Annotated in this window: 16 protein-coding genes; 9 read left to right on the top strand and 7 right to left on the bottom strand. The window is 36.8% G+C overall.

The window, feature by feature from the left end:
• The first annotated feature begins 30 nt into the window (after positions 1-30).
• From BM141_RS01770 to BM141_RS01740, 7 genes are all read left to right on the top strand, one after another.
• Entirely contained in the window at positions 31-1,737 is a 1,707-nt protein-coding gene (locus tag BM141_RS01770; RefSeq protein WP_091538977.1) for an AAA-like domain-containing protein, read from the top strand.
• Between the two features lie 79 nt (positions 1,738-1,816).
• Entirely contained in the window at positions 1,817-3,757 is a 1,941-nt protein-coding gene (locus BM141_RS01765; RefSeq protein WP_091538974.1) for a SpoIIE family protein phosphatase, read from the top strand.
• 287 nt (positions 3,758-4,044) lie between these two features.
• Positions 4,045-4,815, top strand: a complete 771-nt coding sequence (locus BM141_RS01760; RefSeq protein WP_091538970.1) for a C40 family peptidase — start codon at positions 4,045-4,047, stop codon at positions 4,813-4,815.
• A 161-nt stretch (positions 4,816-4,976) separates the two neighbouring features.
• Entirely contained in the window at positions 4,977-7,535 is a 2,559-nt protein-coding gene (locus BM141_RS01755) for an FtsK/SpoIIIE family DNA translocase (RefSeq protein WP_091538967.1), read from the top strand.
• A 151-nt stretch (positions 7,536-7,686) separates the two neighbouring features.
• Positions 7,687-8,136 (top strand): DMT family transporter, encoded by a 450-nt coding sequence (locus BM141_RS01750; RefSeq protein ID WP_091538964.1) that lies wholly within the window; start codon positions 7,687-7,689, stop codon positions 8,134-8,136.
• Between the two features lie 419 nt (positions 8,137-8,555).
• On the top strand, positions 8,556-9,083 hold the full coding sequence (locus BM141_RS01745; protein ID WP_091538961.1) for a YfiR family protein: 528 nt from the start codon (positions 8,556-8,558) through the stop codon (positions 9,081-9,083).
• 66 nt (positions 9,084-9,149) lie between these two features.
• Positions 9,150-9,680 (top strand): YfiR family protein, encoded by a 531-nt coding sequence (locus tag BM141_RS01740; RefSeq protein ID WP_091538957.1) that lies wholly within the window; start codon positions 9,150-9,152, stop codon positions 9,678-9,680.
• A 125-nt stretch (positions 9,681-9,805) separates the two neighbouring features.
• Here BM141_RS01740 and BM141_RS01735 read toward each other — a convergent pair whose 3' ends face one another.
• The 4 genes from BM141_RS01735 to nusB form a co-directional block, all read right to left on the bottom strand.
• Positions 9,806-10,270, bottom strand: a complete 465-nt coding sequence (locus BM141_RS01735; protein WP_091538954.1) for a hypothetical protein — start codon at positions 10,268-10,270, stop codon at positions 9,806-9,808.
• A 103-nt stretch (positions 10,271-10,373) separates the two neighbouring features.
• On the bottom strand, positions 10,374-10,904 hold the full coding sequence (locus BM141_RS01730) for a DUF1573 domain-containing protein (RefSeq protein ID WP_143090754.1): 531 nt from the start codon (positions 10,902-10,904) through the stop codon (positions 10,374-10,376).
• Positions 10,905-10,959: 55 nt separating this feature from the next.
• Positions 10,960-11,262: a YtxH domain-containing protein gene (locus BM141_RS01725; RefSeq protein WP_091538947.1), complete on the bottom strand. Its 303-nt coding sequence runs from the start codon at positions 11,260-11,262 to the stop codon at positions 10,960-10,962.
• 84 nt (positions 11,263-11,346) lie between these two features.
• Positions 11,347-12,486 carry a transcription antitermination factor NusB gene (nusB, locus tag BM141_RS01720; protein WP_177217234.1) on the bottom strand — a complete coding sequence of 380 codons (1,140 nt, stop codon included), beginning with the start codon at positions 12,484-12,486 and terminating at the stop codon, positions 11,347-11,349.
• A gap of 254 nt (positions 12,487-12,740) precedes the next feature.
• On the opposite strand from nusB, the gene BM141_RS01715 reads away from it, so the two are divergent.
• On the top strand, positions 12,741-13,511 hold the full coding sequence (locus BM141_RS01715) for a glucose 1-dehydrogenase (RefSeq protein ID WP_091538939.1): 771 nt from the start codon (positions 12,741-12,743) through the stop codon (positions 13,509-13,511).
• Between the two features lie 41 nt (positions 13,512-13,552).
• A complete protein-coding gene (locus tag BM141_RS01710; protein ID WP_091538936.1) occupies positions 13,553-14,593 on the top strand; it encodes a tyrosine-protein phosphatase in 1,041 nt (346 codons plus the stop codon).
• A 26-nt stretch (positions 14,594-14,619) separates the two neighbouring features.
• Here the strand turns inward: BM141_RS01710 and BM141_RS01705 are convergent, their stop codons facing one another.
• From BM141_RS01705 to BM141_RS01695, 3 genes are all read right to left on the bottom strand, one after another.
• Positions 14,620-16,740, bottom strand: coding sequence for an ATP-binding protein (locus tag BM141_RS01705; RefSeq protein ID WP_091538933.1), 2,121 nt, complete (start codon positions 16,738-16,740; stop codon positions 14,620-14,622).
• Between the two features lie 77 nt (positions 16,741-16,817).
• Positions 16,818-17,516 carry a carboxylesterase family protein gene (locus BM141_RS01700; protein WP_091538930.1) on the bottom strand — a complete coding sequence of 233 codons (699 nt, stop codon included), beginning with the start codon at positions 17,514-17,516 and terminating at the stop codon, positions 16,818-16,820.
• Position 17,517: 1 nt separating this feature from the next.
• Complete coding sequence (locus tag BM141_RS01695; RefSeq protein WP_091538926.1) at positions 17,518-18,093, bottom strand: GDYXXLXY domain-containing protein; 576 nt, start codon at positions 18,091-18,093, stop codon at positions 17,518-17,520.
• Between the last annotated feature and the right edge of the window lie 113 nt (positions 18,094-18,206).

Here is an 18,206-nt window from a genome sequence, read left to right as displayed (position 1 = left end):
AATGATAGATTAGTTTTAGATAAAAAATTCATGAGCAAACCAATTTTCTTTCTTGCTTTTGCCAATGACCGCCAAGACAATGCACGCTATTTGAGGAACTTACCCAAAGAATTAGACGAGATTCGCAAAGCATTGGACAGGGCTGTATTACAAGGGAAATGTGAAGTAATTTTTGAGGCAAATACTACCATTGACGAAATCCTAAATACCTTTCAAGATAGCCGTTACAAAGACCGAATTGCTGTTTTTCATTTTGGAGGGCATGCTGACGGCTACCAATTACTTTTAGAAGATACAGAAGGCAAACCCACAGTAGCTGAGGGAGCAGGTTTAGTTTCTTTTTTAGCCCGAAGAAATAGCTTGCAAATGGTTTTTTTAAACGGCTGTGCTACGGAAAAACAAGCTGAGGAACTCATCAAAGAGGGTATTCCTACCGTCATTAGTACTTCCTCTGCTATCCAAGACGACATAGCCACTCAGTTGGCTTCGAGATTTTACCATGCCTTAGCCAACGAAAATGATTTGACGACTGCTTGGGCTGATGCCGTAGATAGCATCAAAATTTCATACGACACAAGCAACGTAAGAGGCTTGTACCGTAAAAATGCTCCAGAAGCCTCTGATAATTTTCCTTGGCAACTACGTATTTCAGAAGAATATGACTATATTAGCACTTGGAATATTAACAAAGGCATCGTGCCTAAGATAAAAAAAATGCCTACTTCCTTGAAAATAGAAGAACCCAAAGGAGCAGTGCCTCTTGGCTCTCCTTTTTACATAGAACGAGAAGTAGATGAGCGATGCAAGGCACAAATCTTGCAACCTCATGCGCTTATTAGAATAAAAGCACCACGACAGTACGGAAAAACCTCTATCTCCCAACGCATTAGCAAATATGCCAAAGACCATCAACATCAAGTCATAGACCTGAACTTTCAAGAGTTCTCTGCTAAGGAAATGAGCGATTTGGAAACTTTGCTCAAATTTATTTGTGGTTTTGCTTCCTACAGCCTGAACATAGAAGAAAAAGTAGAGGAGTACTTCAACTCGCGATTTCTCACTGATAAGGTCAAATGTTCTCGCTATTTTGAGCGATATTTGTTCAAAGAATGTTCAGACAATATTGTTTTAGTATTGGACGAGGCAGACCGATTATTTGATTTTCCCCAAGTTTCAACAGAGTTTTTTGGTATGTTGCGCGCATGGCACGAAGATAGCAAGATAAAACCCGAGTGGGCAAAATTCAAAATGATAATTACCTACGCCACCGAAGCCCAATACGCCATCACTAATCTCAATCAGTCCCCTTTTAATGTAGGGATGCAGGTCAATCTTTTGGACTTTTCGGAAACAGAGGTAGCGGAGTTGGCAAGTAGGCATCAGCTGACGCTATCTGCTGTTGAGATTAGTTCACTTATGGAAATGGTAGGCGGGCATCCTTTCTTAGTCCGCAAAGCACTGTATCAGATAGCCTTAAATCAACTTAGCCTATCAGATTTTCTAAAAAATGCTACCCAAGATGATGGATATTTTGCCGCTCACCTCAACACTCATTTGCAGTATTTACAAAAAAATCCTGACAAATCAGAGGCACTTAGCAACATCTTGCACCAAAGACAAACGCAAAATCACTTAGCTTGTGAGGCGTTGAGAGCCATAGGACTTGTCAAAGGGAATGCCCCCAATTATAGAGTAAGTAACAAACTGTATGAAGAATACTTTAAAAGAAAGTTGTAATTAGAATGTTATTTGAACTTTTTTCTCAAATTAGTAAGGTAAGCAGAAAAGTGCCAAACACAAACCACGAAACAATAGCATGAATCGTATTTTTCAAAAAATATCTTCTATACTTCCATTGACTACACTCAAAGCAAAATTTGCCCTTGCTTTCTCTGCTTACTTTTTATTAGTTATCATCGTCATCACGACTTTTTATTGGTTTGATAATCAGAAAAATAAATTTAATCAAGTTGCCACTACGCTGTATCAGATTAATCATAACCTCAAAAAAGCTGATAACATAGAAAAAGACTTTTTTAACAACGAGAGCATCAATCCCAAATTTTATCAGTCTGATGGCAAATCGCTTTATATCTTAAAGTACAATACTGCTCTAAGAAAAATTTTAAAAGATTTACAAAACCTCAAACTTTCACCACAAGTCATAGAAAATGAAATAGATACAGACATAGATACCTTATCTATTTTAATTAATCAATATCAGCATGTTTTTGATACACTTACTCGCTTACAAAAAATAAGAGGCTTTAAGGACTATGGCTTAGAGGGCAAAATGCGGGACTTCGTTCATCAGTTAGAAAATAAAGATTACAAGATTAACCAAACTATTTTGCTCACTATTCGCAGACATGAAAAAGACTTCTTTCTTAGAAAAGAAGGGGTTTACATAGAACGCTGGCAAAATCAAGTAAATGACTTGATAGAAGAAATAAACGAGCAAAAAAATAACAAAAATAAAGAGGAGATACTCTACTTGCTTTCTAATTATAAAGCTACCTTTTTAGAGCTTACTCGCATCGAAGCACAGATAGGCTATAGCAACAACATGGGTTTTCGTCAGCAAATTAGTCAGATTTCTACCCTTTTAGAAAAAAAACTTGAAATCATAGACCAAAAAATATCGCAAAAGATAGAGGAGTTGGTAAAAAATATTAATCAAAGAGTAGCTATCTTAATAGTTATCTGTTTGATTCTAAATATCTTATTGGCTGTTACGGTATATAGAAAACTGAGCCGTCCTATCAAGTATCTTTCTCTTTCTATTCATGAGATTATCCAAAGCAATTTTGATGAGAAAATAGAATTGTATCCCTATGAAGCCAATGATGAAATAGGAAGGCTTGCCAAAGATTTCAAGTTTATGGTGAAAAGCCTACGCTTCAAAACGCAAGAATTACAAGTTACCAATGAGGAACTTTCACAACAAGCTGAGGAAATTATAGCCCAGCGAGATAATATTGAGCATTTTAGCCGCCAACTTGTCAAAATCAACGAAGACATGACCGCCAGCCTCAACTATGCCAAGCGGATTCAAAATGCACTTTTATCCTTTGATAAAAAAATGAGCCATGCTTTACCGCAGCACTTTGTCTTTTTTAAGCCAAGAGATATAGTGAGCGGAGATTTTTATTGGTTTGCAGAAAAAGGAAATAAGGTAATTATTGCGGCGGTGGACTGCACAGGACATGGCGTACCTGGTGCCTTTATGTCCATGATTGGAAATACTTTGCTAAACCAAATAGTGCATGACAGAGAAATACACGAGCCACACTTGATTCTCAATGAGTTGCACAAAGGAGTTTGGCAAACTTTACGGCAAGAAGACCATGCCATCAAAGACGGTATGGATATTTCACTTTGCACCGTAGATTTCGCTAATAAATCTCTTGCTTTTGCTGGGGCAAGACACCCTCTTTTAATCATTCAGAACAATCACTATGAGCTAATCAAAGGAGATAAAATCTCTATAGGGGAAAACGCAGATTACTCATATACTTCTCATATCTTTGATATTCAAACTTCTACTTCTTTTTATATTTTTTCCGATGGCTATGCAGACCAGTTTGGAGGCGAAAACAACAAAAAATTTTCTATCCAAAAATTGAAAGAACTATTGCTTTCTATCTATTTAGAAGACATGGAAACACAAAAAAATAGAGTAGAACAAGCACTTACCCACTGGCAAAATGCTCATAAACAGATTGATGACATTTTGCTCATTGGCTTCAAAGTATAAACTTTTATTCACGATATTTTGATAAAAAAAGTTAAAAAAGTGCTATTTTACAAATTATTGATTTTCAATACTTTAATTTTAGATAAAAAATTAATATCCAAATAATCAAATACTTAACTATATAACTATTTAGATTTAACTTAGCTGAAAATTTGCTTTTTTTGGTCTAAATGCTAACTTTGCTCTCGCTTTAAGAATAGTTCGTACAATTTTGAACTCGTTACTACTCAAATAAGTAAGTGATTCAAAATTCAAAAACTTATTAATAAACCATATAATTAGGACTTATGAATTCAAGAATCAAGCAATTTATGATTGCCTTGTTGTCTGGTGTTGTGTGCAGCGCTTGTAGTTTTACACAATCACTTGTAACTCAACATAAAGAACAAGCGAATGAAAAGCAAGTACAGTTCATAGGTAAGCTAAAAAAACAACCTATTAGAGTAGCAGAACCGCAAATCCTTCCTTCATTGTTTTCTCCTGATAAGATTTTTACTAAGCTCACCCAACCACCTTCCGCTCCTCCTACTTTCCAACTTTCTTATGTGCAAATTCCTCAAGATGAATGTATTGACTTTGAACCCTTAGAGGCTTTGAGAGAAGATGTAACTGTATATGCTAAGCGTTTTTTAGGTACTCGGTATCGCTCTGGGGGCCGAAGTACCAAAGGTTTTGACTGCTCTAACTTTACTTCTTATATCATGGAGCATTTTGGCTACAAAATTCCCGCAGGCATGGCACAGGCAACCTATGGCGAACAGGTAGATTTTGAGAAAGTCCGTAAGGGAGATTTGTTATTTTTTGGGTATAAAAGTAAAAAAAGTAAAGGATACAGAATCAGCCATGTAGCTATGGTTATTTCTGATGAGGGCGAAGAAGTCCACTTTATCCATGCGGCTCGCAGAGGCATTGTGATTGATAACTTGCACTCGCCTGCTTGGAAAAACTATTATAAATCCAGGTATTTATTTGCTAAACGCATCATAGAAGCCCAAAACGATGAAACACTTGCCCTCAAAGGAGATAATTTTGTGCCTCAACAAAGTACACATCGCTAAGATTTACGTTAGCCTAATATAAGGAAAGAAGCCTTATAATAGGCTAATCTTTTTGGCTAACACACAAACTTTAACTATTTTTTTTCTTTTTTTCAACTTATATAATTATTGCCTATCTTTACATTAAAATTGACACAAAATCGATGTGTAATCATTAGTTTATGGCTACTCAAAAAAGAACGGCATATAAAAAGAAAAAGAGTAAACCCCAACAAATTTCCCTTTGGGACATGGTTTATTACGACAAGCGATTCAGCGTTACGGTTGGCTTGCTTATCATGCTTTTTGCAATTATTTTATTTTTATCCTTTTTCTCTTATTTTTTTACTGGGCAGGCAGACCAAAGCATAGTAGAGTCTGTCTGGTCAGGGCATAACAGCAGAGTGCCACGAGGGAAAGTAGAAAACTTACTTGGCTTTGTAGGGGCTATTCTTTCTTACTTGTTCATTTACAAGTGGTTTGGTATTGCTTCTTTCCTTTTCATTCCTTGGATTTTTAATATAGGTTATAAACTTGTTTTTGATAAAAGCCTTTTTAGAGAATGGAGTTTTATCAAATCTGCTATATTCCTTCTTTTCTGGACAAGTGCTTTCTTAGGGTACATAGTGCTGAACTTAGAGAGCGAGAGTGCTTGGGCTTTTCTTTGTGGGAAAATAGGCATTGACATCGCTATTTTATTGGACAGTTTGTTGGGCTGGGCTACTACTATCTTGCTGGTTTTCACTATGATAATCTTCTTAGTGTATAAGTTTGGCTTGGATTCTTTTTATGCGGTTACTGACCGAATCCCCCAAATCAAGATTACAAGCAACCTCAATAAAGGCACAAAAGTCAAAGAACCTGTCAAAACTACAAGCGAGGATAAAATCAAACGAGAGCCTATCGAGGACGAGCCTTTTTCACTGCGAGAGTTTTCTTTTAACTTTAAAGAAAACTTGAAAAACGTATTGAATAATACAGCTAATCAGCAAAATGTAAATCCTGAAACTGCAAAAGTTGATAGTGAGGAAGAATTAGAAAACCTAAGTGGGGCTTTTGTGGAGGAGGAGGAAGAAGTTGAGGTGATGGCTAAAAATAAGTCGGTGGATTTTATTATAGATGATGGCTCAGAAAAAACAGCACAAGAGATAGTAGAAGAAGACGATGGTCAGTTAGGCTTCCCTTTCAAAGTCGAAATCAAAATGCCTGATGCTAAAACCCCCCCCCATATTCGCTTTGGCAACTACGACCCACGCTTGGACTTGAGTTCATACCAATTCCCTGATGCCGAACTCCTTGACCCTGCCACAGATAGCAAGGTGAGAGTAACCAAAGAAGAATTGGAATCAAATAAAGATAGAATTGTAGAAACCCTCAGTCATTTTAAGATTGGGATTCAAAGCATCAAAGCAACTATAGGACCCACCGTAACCTTGTATGAAATAGTCCCCCAAGCAGGAGTTAAAATCTCTAAAATCAAGAACTTAGAAGACGACATTGCTTTGAACTTGTCGGCTTTGGGTATCCGCATCATCGCCCCTATTCCTGGACGAGGTACCATAGGCATAGAAGTTCCCAACAAGAATCGGGAAATAGTGAAAATGAGCATCTTAATCAATGACCCCAAGTTCAAAGATTCAGAAAAAGAATTGCCTATTGCTTTGGGAAAAACAATTTCCAATGAGGTTTTTGTCGCAGATTTGGCAAAGATGCCTCACCTACTCATGGCAGGCGCCACGGGGCAGGGGAAGTCGGTAGGTTTGAATGTGATTTTGACCTCTTTGTTATTCAAAAAGCACCCTGCTGAGCTAAAATTTGTCTTGGTCGACCCTAAAAAGGTAGAACTTACACTTTATAATAAGATTGAAAGGCACTACTTAGCGACCCTGCCTGCTTCCGAGGAGCCAATCATTACGGATACGCGCAAGGTAGTGCATACTCTCAACTCGCTTTGTATAGAAATGGAAGTACGCTATGACTTGCTCAAAACAGCAGGCTGTAGGAATATCAAAGAGTACAACCAAAAGTTCATTAAAAGAATGTTGAATCCCGAAGAAGGGCATCGCTTTTTACCTTATATAGTGTTGGTAATAGATGAGTTAGCCGACTTGATGATGACGGCAGGAAAGGAAGTAGAAACGCCAATAGCACGTTTGGCACAGCTTGCTCGCGCCATCGGGATTCACCTGATTATCGCTACCCAACGCCCTTCCGTCAATGTCATTACAGGAACTATTAAGGCAAACTTCCCTGCAAGACTTTCATTTAGAGTAACTTCTGGTATAGATTCTCGAACTATTTTGGATACAAAAGGAGCCGAACAGTTAGTAGGGCAAGGTGATATGCTTATTTCCAACGGCTCGGACATTATTCGCTTGCAATGCGGATTTGTGGACACACACGAAGTTGAGCGCATTTGCGAGTTTATTGGCGAGCAGAGAGGCTTTGATACTTCTTATGCACTGCCCGAATTTGAGGACGAGGGAGCAGAAACCAAAGCCGTCGACCTCGCTCAGCGGGATTCTATGTTTGACGATGCAGCTCGCTTAGTAGTGGCACACCAGCAAGGTAGTACCTCCCTGATTCAGCGCAAGCTAAGTCTGGGATATAACCGCGCAGGTCGTATCATGGACCAGTTGGAGGCGGCGGGAATCGTAGGGGCATTTGAAGGAAGCAAAGCCAGAAAAGTACTTATCACAGACGAGGCAGCATTGGAAACTATATTGAAAAGTTTAGATTAGTAGTATCTAATCTATGTATAAATGCTTTACTTTAATTTTGTCTAATTTTACTGAATAGCATCAATTTTTGAGGTAAAAATCAAACTTATTACTAAATTTCGTGTTTTTAAGTCAAAATATAAGGCTGTTTTAACTTTAAAAATTGAAAATAATGGCAAATGTACTTTTTTTCATTCTTACCTTAGTGGCTGGTGGTGCGCTGGCAATTCAAGCAGGTACTAACTCCCAACTCCGAATGTCAGTAGGCGACCCTATCATTTCCTCTGTTTTTTCTTTTTCTGTTGGTTTAACAGGATTACTAATTTTTGTAAGTCTGCAAAAAAATAACTCTTTCCCTGCAATTCATTCACTTTTTCAAATTACATGGTGGAAATGGATTGGAGGCTTGTTAGGGGCTTTTTATATAGTGGTTACTGTACTTGTAGCCCCTAAGATAGGAGCAGTGAGTTTTATTAGCTTAACTATTGCAGGTCAATTAGTTACATCTCTTTTTTTAGACCATTTTGGGCTGGTAGGTTTCAATGTCAAGCCTATTACTCTCACCAAAATTGTAGGTGTGATTTGCCTGTTTTTAGGGGTTTATCTGATTACTAAAAAATAAAAAATCATGTAAGATGATGTAAGGTGAGAAAAATTTATGTAAGTCTGATGTAAGGTTTTTTGTTTTATCTGGTTTATTCCCTTCTTAGCCCTCAAAAAGTTTCATTTTCCGATTTATTATTACAGGAAAACTACATAGCATCAGAAAAGTATTTATTGTACTTTTCTAATATTAAACTTCACTTAAAGAATAAAACAGGCACTTCTTAACATACTTGGCGTTGTATTTGATGCTATTTTTATATCAAAGGCATAAAGTAATACTAAAAGTTACCTTTGTAATTTTCCAATTTAGTGCAAGTTTTATATTTGAAAAAAACCCTATACCTTTGTAACGTAAATTAAATAGCATACTATCACTAACATTTACAAGCAAAGAGTTTATATCTAAGAACTTCTAATTATTTAAAACTTACTCCTATGTCAATCAAGAAATTCAGAATTATCGCTCTAATCATCGGTGCTATTTTGCTGATTAGCTCTTTTTTGAAAGCACAAGATGTAAATTATAAATTGCATGCGGGTCTTTTGTATCACTTTACAAAGCATATAGAGTGGCCCTCAGCAAAAAGAAATGGTGATTTCGTAATAGGTGTGTTAGGCAACGCTACCTTATACGCAGCAGTAGAGGAAATGGCAAAGAATCGCACAGTAGGGAATCAAAAAATTAGTGTAGTAAACGTGAAGTCAGCTGAAGATGCAGATAAATGCCATATCATTTATGTACAAAGATTTCAGAATGGACAGTTTAATGCTATCTATCCCAAAGCTAAATCAGCACATGTACTTCTCATCACAGAAGGAGAAGAAGGCGGGAAAAGAGGGGCTGGAATCAATTTTATCACGATAGAAGAAAAACTAAAATTTGAATTGAATAAAGCAGCTATAGAGGACTCAGGATTGAAAGTATCCAGCGAATTAGTGAAACTATCTATTCCTGTGGGCTAAACCTTAACTTTACTTCTAACTTTTACTGAAATTTTAATTAGAAACCACCTTTAAAAGTGTAGCGTTATGAAAATTATAGGAAACATTTTCAAACTATTGGTAATTGTTTTTTGCTTGTGTCATCTACCCTTGCAAGCACAAGACACGAGCAATAATTATAGGGTTTATGCAGGTCTGCTGTATCACTTTACAAAGTATGTAGAATGGCCTTCTCAAAGGCAACAAGGTGATTTTGTGATTGGGGTGTATGGAGATGACGAGATGCTCTCTGCCACACAAAATTTGATGAAGAATAGGTTTATTAGCAATCAGAAAATTTCAGTAAAGAAAATTACCAAAGAAGAAGACATTGTGAACTGCCATATCATATTTGTAGAGCGCAATTTCTCGTATAAGTTTAAAAGTATTCAACCAAAGAGTCAGGCTAATCATATCTTGATAGTAACAGAGGATTCTAATTTAGCTAAAAAAGGAGCAGGGATTAATTTTGTCATACAAGGCGATAAACTTAAGTTTGAGATGAATAAATCTGCCATAGAAAGTGCAGGATTGAAGGTTTCTAATGAGTTAGTAAAGTTGTCCATTTTAGTAGGGTAAAATCATAGTTTTGTAGTTTTCATAGTTTGGAAGTTTGTTTTGTTTTAGTGATTGATTTACTGGGGTTGATTTTGTCTTTTGGCAAAATTAACCTTTTTTGTTTGATTTGAGCTTATGACCAATGTCTAATTACTCTTTTTGACTTTTTCCTTGCCTCCAGTACTCATAGCGCGTTTCTCGTCCCTTTTCATTTGCTTGATGTACTCTACCCTCCTAAATCGAAGTGCTGACCAGTCCTCATCTATGGCAATTTGCCTTACTCCTTCAAAGCCTAACTTACCCAAGATTTGCCAGCCTGTATCTCTATTAAATTCACACTTATATTTCTTGGAAGTACCCTTAGGATAGGCAAACCATAGCAAGCCATCGCCTTGTAGCAATGGGGATATTTTAGCCGCCCACTCATCAACTTCTTGTTGCTTCGAAACAAAAACAACTATAAAACTAATTTTATCCCCCTCCCCTACTTCTGCTTTTATTTCTGTCAATTTGCTCATCTCATTAAGAACGGGTACGAAACTTTCTGGCGCATTGATGACATGAATAACAGATTGATTTTTAAAATTCATTTTAGCAAAGATGGCATTCATAAGTTAGATAGTTGATTTTCTTGGTAAAATTGTGTAAAAAAAGCTGTAAAGAGAATACCTTTTACAGCTTTTTTTATTATTCCTCAATGAATGATTGATTGGCTTATTGATTTCTATAAGGTCCCGCAATGGTAGGTTTTGCTTCTACCGTAGCTGTCAGCACTAGTTGAGTTTGCCCTCCTTCCACATTGGCTAAGACAGTTACAGGCTTGTGCTGAGGACCTGCCTTACCAGAGCTATCAAACTGCAATTCGATTTCTCCTTGTCCATTAGGCATCACAGGCGTTTTGGTGAAGTTGGTCGTCGTACAACCGCAGGTAGGTTTTACATCACTAATAACCAGCGGTACATTACCTACGTTTTTAAAAGTGAATTTGTGTTTTACTACCTCGCCTTCTTTGATAGTACCAAAATCATGCTGTACTTTATCAAACTCTATCTTAGCAACTCCTGCCTTAGCCGTAGTATTATCAGAAGTAGTAGATGAAGTATTGGGAGCATTGTTTACATTTGCTACGGTAGCAGATGGAGGCGTATTGCTATCTGTCTCGTTGGTAGCGGCAGACTGCTTAGAATCACAAGCAGAAAGCCCCCAAAACAACCCTAAGACCAAAAATGTAAGTATTGATTTCATCTGAATTGATTTTTTTACTGTTTTTTTAAGAATATTGAAGATAATCAAGTACAATTTAGTTTACTCTGGTTTTGATTTTATTGCTTAAATCATCTATTTCAGTCATCAGTTTTTCTGCTTTTTCTTTCATTTCACTTTTGCGTTTCTGTTCTTCTACTTTCGCCGCACTGACCATTTTCTCCTTTTCTTCTACAAGTTGGTCTATCAAATTAGACAGTATGTTTCGGTATCTGTCCAGGCGATAGCTAAGTCGGTTACGTGTATGCGAGCCTTTTTCTGGTGCGTACAACATACCTACTGTTACCCCTGCGACCACGCCAAATAAAAAACCTAATAATATGTTTCCTCCTTTTTTCATAGTTTTGTCCTGTATTGTTTAAGTAGTCAAAAGTAGTTTATATTTTATTACAAAATAAAGTGTTTAAAAGTTCAACAAAAAACGCTATTTGTTGTCCAGCAACCCTCTTGCACTTTTCTTGATTTTTCCTTCTTTGAGGTATTCTTGTGAAATACTATCCAATACGCCATTGATAAATATATTGCTTTGAGGGGTACTGTAAATCTTAGACAGTTCTATGTACTCATTAATAGTTACCTTGACGGGGATACTTGGGAAGCAAATCATTTCACAGAGAGCCATTTCCAACAATACGCGGTCTATGGCAGTGATTCTATCTACGTCCCAGTTCTCTACCTTTTCGGCAATCTTTGCCTCGTGTTCTTCACCATGCTTGATGGTATAGTAAAACAGTTCTTTGAAAAAGTCCCTATCATCTTCCCAATTAGGTGAAAGTTCAAATAGAGAAACTATTTCGCTATTTTCGGTAATTGCTTTCAAGGTTTTCATTACTATTCCTCTTAGAATAGCCCGATTTTCTACCCAATTGATGTCTTCGCTTTCAAAGTAGGATTGGATAACATCATTTTTGAGGATAAACTCTTTGAAAATATAATGTACTATTTCACTATCCTGTTGGAAATCAGCACTTGGAAGTTGGCGATAGGCAAGGTAAGTTTCATCTTTGACGAGCAGTTTGTACCACTGTCGGATAAGCTCTTGATTCCACTTCAGATTGCGTCTGCTCAATTCCTCTTTGAAATGAGCATCTTTTTTCAAAGGAATGAGTATTTTGTTAGACGAAAATTTGAGTTCATGCTCAAAAATTATTTTCTTAGTATAAACCTTTCTCTTTGTTTCTGAGTACTCTATCTGAACAAAATCCGATAATTCTACTAATAATTTGAGCAATAGCAAATAGCGGTCATAAAGCAAATCTACGCTATCGAGTACTTCTTTTTTGAGGCGTTCGGCATCTTTTTTATTGTGCTGTTGATAAAAGTTCAATGCCTTTTCTATACTTCCTTTCACTTTAGGTTCTACCGCTGCTTCAGTTTGGCTGAGATGAGGGGTTTGATAGCTATTGATAAAAATCTTCTGAGCAATTTCCTTTTGGCTATTGAGCAGGTTTTTATCTTGTACCTCCATAGAGTTCAAATCAGGTTGGAAATAAGCCTCTATTTGGTCAAGAGCGAGTTGAAAATTGGACTTTCGGCATTGCTTGAAGGCATACAAGTGTTGCATTGCCTTAATTCTAAGTAATCTTCTGTTTAGCATTCTTGGTACTTACATTCTGCTTTGATGTACTAATCTTAAAAATTACACAAAGATATACTTTTATTATTTAAGTTACTTTTTACTAATAATATTTTATATTAGTGCCTTGGCTTGAGAATGTAAATTTAGACTTCTTTTGCAAAATGATTTTTCTCAGCCTCCAATCTTGTATTATCTTGTATATTTGAGAGAAAAAATTTAGCAAATAAAAAAACAACACAATGAACAACTTAAAAGAAAAGTTTGATTTAAAAAACAAGGTTGCTGTAGTTACGGGTGCAAGCAAAGGCATAGGTGAAGCTATGGCTACTATCTTTGCAGAAGCAGGGGCAAAGGTAGTCGTAAGTAGCCGAAAGCAAGAAGCCGTAGAAGAAGTAGCTAATACTCTGAAAAACAAGGGCTATGAAGCTACAGCTATCGCCTGTCACGTGGGAGAGGCAAGCCAACTAAAAAACTTAGTAGAAAAAACCATAGCAGTTTATGGGGGCATAGACATTTTGGTAAACAACGCAGCCACCAATCCTGTTTTTGGTCCTGTTATCAATACTGATGAAGCAGCATTCGACAAAATTATGCAAGTCAATGTTAAAGCCCCCTTTGAATTAGCCAAACTCTGCTACCCAAGTATGAAAGCAAGAGGTGGTGGTTCTATTATCAATATCAGTAGTATAGGAGGGATTTCGCCAGAGCCTTTTTTAGGCATTTACAGCGTAAGTAAGTCTGCTTTGGTGATGCTCACCAAAGTCCTTGCCAAGGAGTGGGGCAGGGACAACATACGAGCTAATGTCATCTGTCCAGGGCTTATACAAACCAAGTTCAGCGAAGCACTTTGGAAGAATGAAGAAATGTTGAGCAAATCAATCAAGCACTTGCCTATTTCTCGCATTGGACAGCCTGAGGACTTAGCGGGAGTGGCTTTATTTTTAGCCTCAGAAGCAAGTGCTTATACGACAGGAGCAGTCTATACGGTAGATGGAGGTTATACGATATAATTTAAGTAATAAGGCTTTAAACTCATTTTCAAAATCACCTTATGAAAAAAATCTTTATTCTATTCTTTATCATACAAACACAGGTTGCCTTTGCTCAAAATGCTCATTTACCTGTCGAGAAAGTTTGGGCGGAGCGTATCTCAAGTACGCAATATCTTATCAAATCCGCTGATAAAACAAAATGGAAAATTTATGAAGGCGAATTGCCGAGGCAGATGCGTTGGAATAGCAAAGCCCGCATACTCAAAGATAGTTTGATAGTTGAGGCTACTCCATTACAACGAAAATATTTTGCAGCAGTATATAAAAAAGATACTATCATATTCTCTGAAAGGAGATTTTTTATGGAGCAGTCCCCCAATTTTCGTGATTTAGGTGGTTTGAAAACTGCTGATGGAAAGACGGTAGCATGGGGCAGAATTTTTAGGTGCGGCGACATGGGAAAACTCTCTGATAATGACTTGCAAATGATTGCTCAACAAAATATCAAACACGTTGTCGACTTTAGAAATGAGCAAGAGGTGGCTCAAAGTCCTGACAAGTATCCTGCTAATTACGAAATCAAGCGAGTGTGGACTTCTATTTCCCCAAGCAATGATGAAGGAATGAAGCAACTCTACGTAGTGATGAGCAACCCCAATGCAATGGCAGATGATGTGGAGAGGGTGTTCGAGGGTTTTTATCAGCAAATGCCTAACAATATCAAAAACTACGCACCTTTTTTTAATACTTTATTGGAGGCTAATGAAAACGAATCTGTCCTCTTTCACTGCACAGCAGGGAAGGATAGAACAGGCTTGGGTGCGGCACTTATCCTATCAGTCTTGGGTGTGCCAGAAGAAACTATTATTCAAGAGTATTATCTTTCTAACCGATATACGAAATATTTGGCAAATACGGGTATGCTAAGTCAAATCAAACCAGCAATAGCCAATGTATTGGCAGGTGTACAAAGAAAATACATCATCGCCTCGTTAAATGTTATCAAAGCCAAGTACGGTAGTGTGATTAATATGCTGGAGCAGGAAATCGGGCTTGACCAGTCCAAACGCCAATTATTGATTAAGAAATATACATTTTAAAAATATTATTTTATTCATTGCTTCATCTATACAGGTAAAAATACTTTAAATGTACTTCCCTGATTAATAATGCTTTCTACCTCTATGCGACCTCTCATTGCTTCTATTTGGGTTTTGACTAAAAAAAGCCCAAATCCTTTTCCCTCTACGTGGGTATGCATGCGCTGATACAAGCCAAAAATTTTGTAAGGGTCGCTTGTATCTACCCCTAAGCCGTTGTCCTGCACGCTTAAGCAGAAATAGTTTTCTTTCATGCTTGTAGTTATCAATATTCGCAAAGGACGATGAGGATATTTATATTTGATAGCATTGGAGAGTAAGTGATGAATGATACTTTGTAGGTAGGCTTTGACGGAATAGAAAGCACTTACATTTAGCTTTTTCTCAACGAAGGCATCTGCTTGTTTGAGTGCATTGTCCAAACTTGCCAACTCATTTTCAACAAGTTCATTGATATTTACAAACTCCTTGTTAGTATTCAAACTTTTGCGGATAGAGATAATCTCTGTCAAATCGCTGATAACCGTATCTAAGCTCTGTGCAGATTGAAAGATATGTGTAAGTACTTGTTTGTTGAAATTATCTTCTATCTTTTCTTGGTTAAAAATATTAATAAGTCCTTGGATGCGAGCCACAGGGGCGCGTAAATTGTGGGAAATAATAAAAGAAAACTGTTCCAAATCTTGAATATGCTTGAGTAGGTCTTGTACGGTAAATTTTAGTTCTTGTGTTCTTTCCTCCACTATCTTTTCTAAGTAAATATTCCTCTGTTTAATTTGTTCACTTTGGCTTATAATCGTGTTTTGAGCCTCTATAAGTTGGAGATTTTGCTGTGCTACGAGGTCTCTTTGCATCTGTATTTCCTCTCTGCTCTGATGCAATTCTTCATTTTGGGCTTCTATTTCCTCTTTACTTTGTCTAAGTTCCTCATTTTGAGCTTCTATTTCTTTATTTTTAGCTTGCAGAAGCATATTTGCCTTAGCTTTTTGCCTACTGTTATGAACTACTAAAAATAGTACAATAATAGCTGTAAACAGTCCACCCAGAAAAGAAATTATATAGGTGCGTTTTTCTTCTTGAATGAGTTGTTTTTCTTTCTCCAATAAGGCTATTTGTACTTTTTGCTTTTCATTTTCATACTCTTGCTGAATCACTGCCAGTCTTTGGGAGGTAGTCCAATTAAAGATAGAATCCTTAATCTGCAAGTGTAGCTTTTGATAATCATAAGCCTTATCATACTGATTTTGAGAAGCATATATTTTTGATAGCCCTAAGTAAGCATCTTTGAGAAAATCTTGGGCTTCTGCTTCTGTGCCGTATTGGACTGCTTGTTGGTAAATACGAAGAGCCTCCTTATCTTTTGCCTGTTGGAGATAAATCTCCCCAAGAAAAATATTAAAGTAAGCGATGATGGCTTTATCATTGATTTTCTCTAAGTCTTGATTGGCTTTTTGAAAATAGAAAATAGCTGAGTCTAATTGATTTTCTGTTTTGTAAATTAATCCCTTTGTTCCCCAATAATAAGCTAAAAATTTTTTCTCTTTAGTTCTTTGGGCTATTCTAATGGCTTTATCAATATAAATATGCGCAAGGTCAAGGTGTTGATTGGTCATACCATATACCCAAGCAATGAGGTTATAGGTATTGGCTTTGCCATCTTGGTGGTTTTGCTTCTCGTAAATTTGAAGTGCCTCTAATGCGTAAAAGATTGCCAAGTTGTATTGTTTTAGCCCATCAGTATAGATAATTGCCAGCGTAAAATAAGCATCAGCAATACTTACAAGGTCTTGTAGATTTTCTGCAATTTGAAGTGAATTATTAGTATAAAATACACTTTGAGCATATTTTCCTTGTCTTTGGTAAAATTCTCCTAATTGCCTTGACAAGAGCATTTCTCCTCTATTGAAGCCTAATTTGCGCGAAAGCAAAATACCTTGCTCACTAATCTGCTCTCCTTTTTCATCACCACTAATAAGATATATCTCCAATAATTTACTGATTATCAAAACTTTGTTTGTGTCATTTTGAGCATTATGCAAGGCTATTTCAAGGCTATCTACATATGATTTCTGTCCCCATGCAAATTTGAAGGGGAGATATATAGCCGCAAGTAAGTATAAAAATATACATTTGAGTACCTTACACATAAGCTATTCTTACGAGTTTTTACCTTTAAGCGTTTCAAAAAAGACAACAACTAAGATAAACCACCTAAATAAAAAACTTACAGATGCTGATTGAAAAGCCAAGGTAGTAAGTTGGGTTCTTGATAGACTTTAACCCAGCAATCATGCTTTGTATCAGGATATTCTGTATAAAGAACTTTTCCCCCTATTTTTTTGAGGGCTTCGTACATTCGCCGAGAATATTCTACTTTGACCACCTCATCTTCTGTACCGTGAAATAACCAAACGGGAGTAGTTTTGATTCTCTCTGCCATCTGCTCTATGCCTCCTCCACAAATAGCAATGATAGCCGCAAAGAGTTTAGGTCTTCTCATAGCTACATCTAATACCCCAAATCCTCCCATAGACAAACCCATGATATACAATCGCTTAGCATCAATGGGATAGTTTTTTATCAAAAAATTTATAGTATCTAAAACTAACTGCATAGTGGGCGAAACGGTCTGGTTGTAAACGCTATCGTCCCAGCCAGCAGTTCCCCATCGAAGTTTGGGAGGGCATTGGGGGAACATGACAAAGGCAGGAAAATTTTGCCTATTGGTTGGTATTAAGAATAGAGAGCCTCCATTTCGCAGTTGTATTTCATTATCTTGCCCTCTTTCATGTACGCCGTGCAAGTGTATGACAAGAGGATACATACAATTATTAACTAAATGTGGCTTCAACAATCGATAAAATAACTTTTCTCCTTCCTGATTTGTAAAAGTACATTTTTCATATTCGCTAAAATCTGTCATACTACTGCGCTGAGTTATCTTCTTGAGTTACCTCTTTTCGTTTGATAGGCTTTGTATTAATTTTTTTTATTCTTGCTTTCCCATCAGGGGCTACCATGACGCTTACGCTTACCTCCATGCTGTCGCTAACTGTTAGCCTTTCTATTTTAAGTGCATTTTCGGCACTCGTAAAATAGGACTCTATGCCTGCATTGACCGAGATAGATTGGAGTGTATCGTAGCCGTAGGTATCTTCTGCTATTACTTGCAAGAATTTTTTATTCTCTGGCGGATTCTGCCATATCCCTACAGGCTCGTAGAAGCCATTTTTCAATGCCAATTCTACATATAATTTATCACCAAATCTATATTTGCCTAGCCTATCTAAGTCATTTGTTAATTCATTGAGATTGATGTTGTTAAAACTGTATCTCAAGTCCACATAGTTCCCTCTAAAAATATCTCTTGGGTCACGGGGAAGCACCTTAAACGTTACTTCCTCACCTATCCAAAGAGGGTAAAAAGCTTTTCCAAACATACCTACCAAAATCAATATTTGGAAAGCAATTATGCCCATCAATAATGTTCTTTTTTGCATAAAAATCTGATTTGCGAGAATCTAACGACTAATATAGTGTAATTTTCAAAAATTTATATAAGAATTTGAAAGAGTTTTTTTAGCTAAAAAGCCAGCGTTAGCAAGTCATCTGA

Origin of the sequence: Thermoflexibacter ruber, assembly GCF_900113045.1 — a bacterium.
Classification (GTDB): domain Bacteria; phylum Bacteroidota; class Bacteroidia; order Cytophagales; family Thermoflexibacteraceae; genus Thermoflexibacter; species Thermoflexibacter ruber.
Note: the sequence above shows the minus strand (reverse complement) of the source record. Positions and strands in the feature narration are given on the sequence as shown.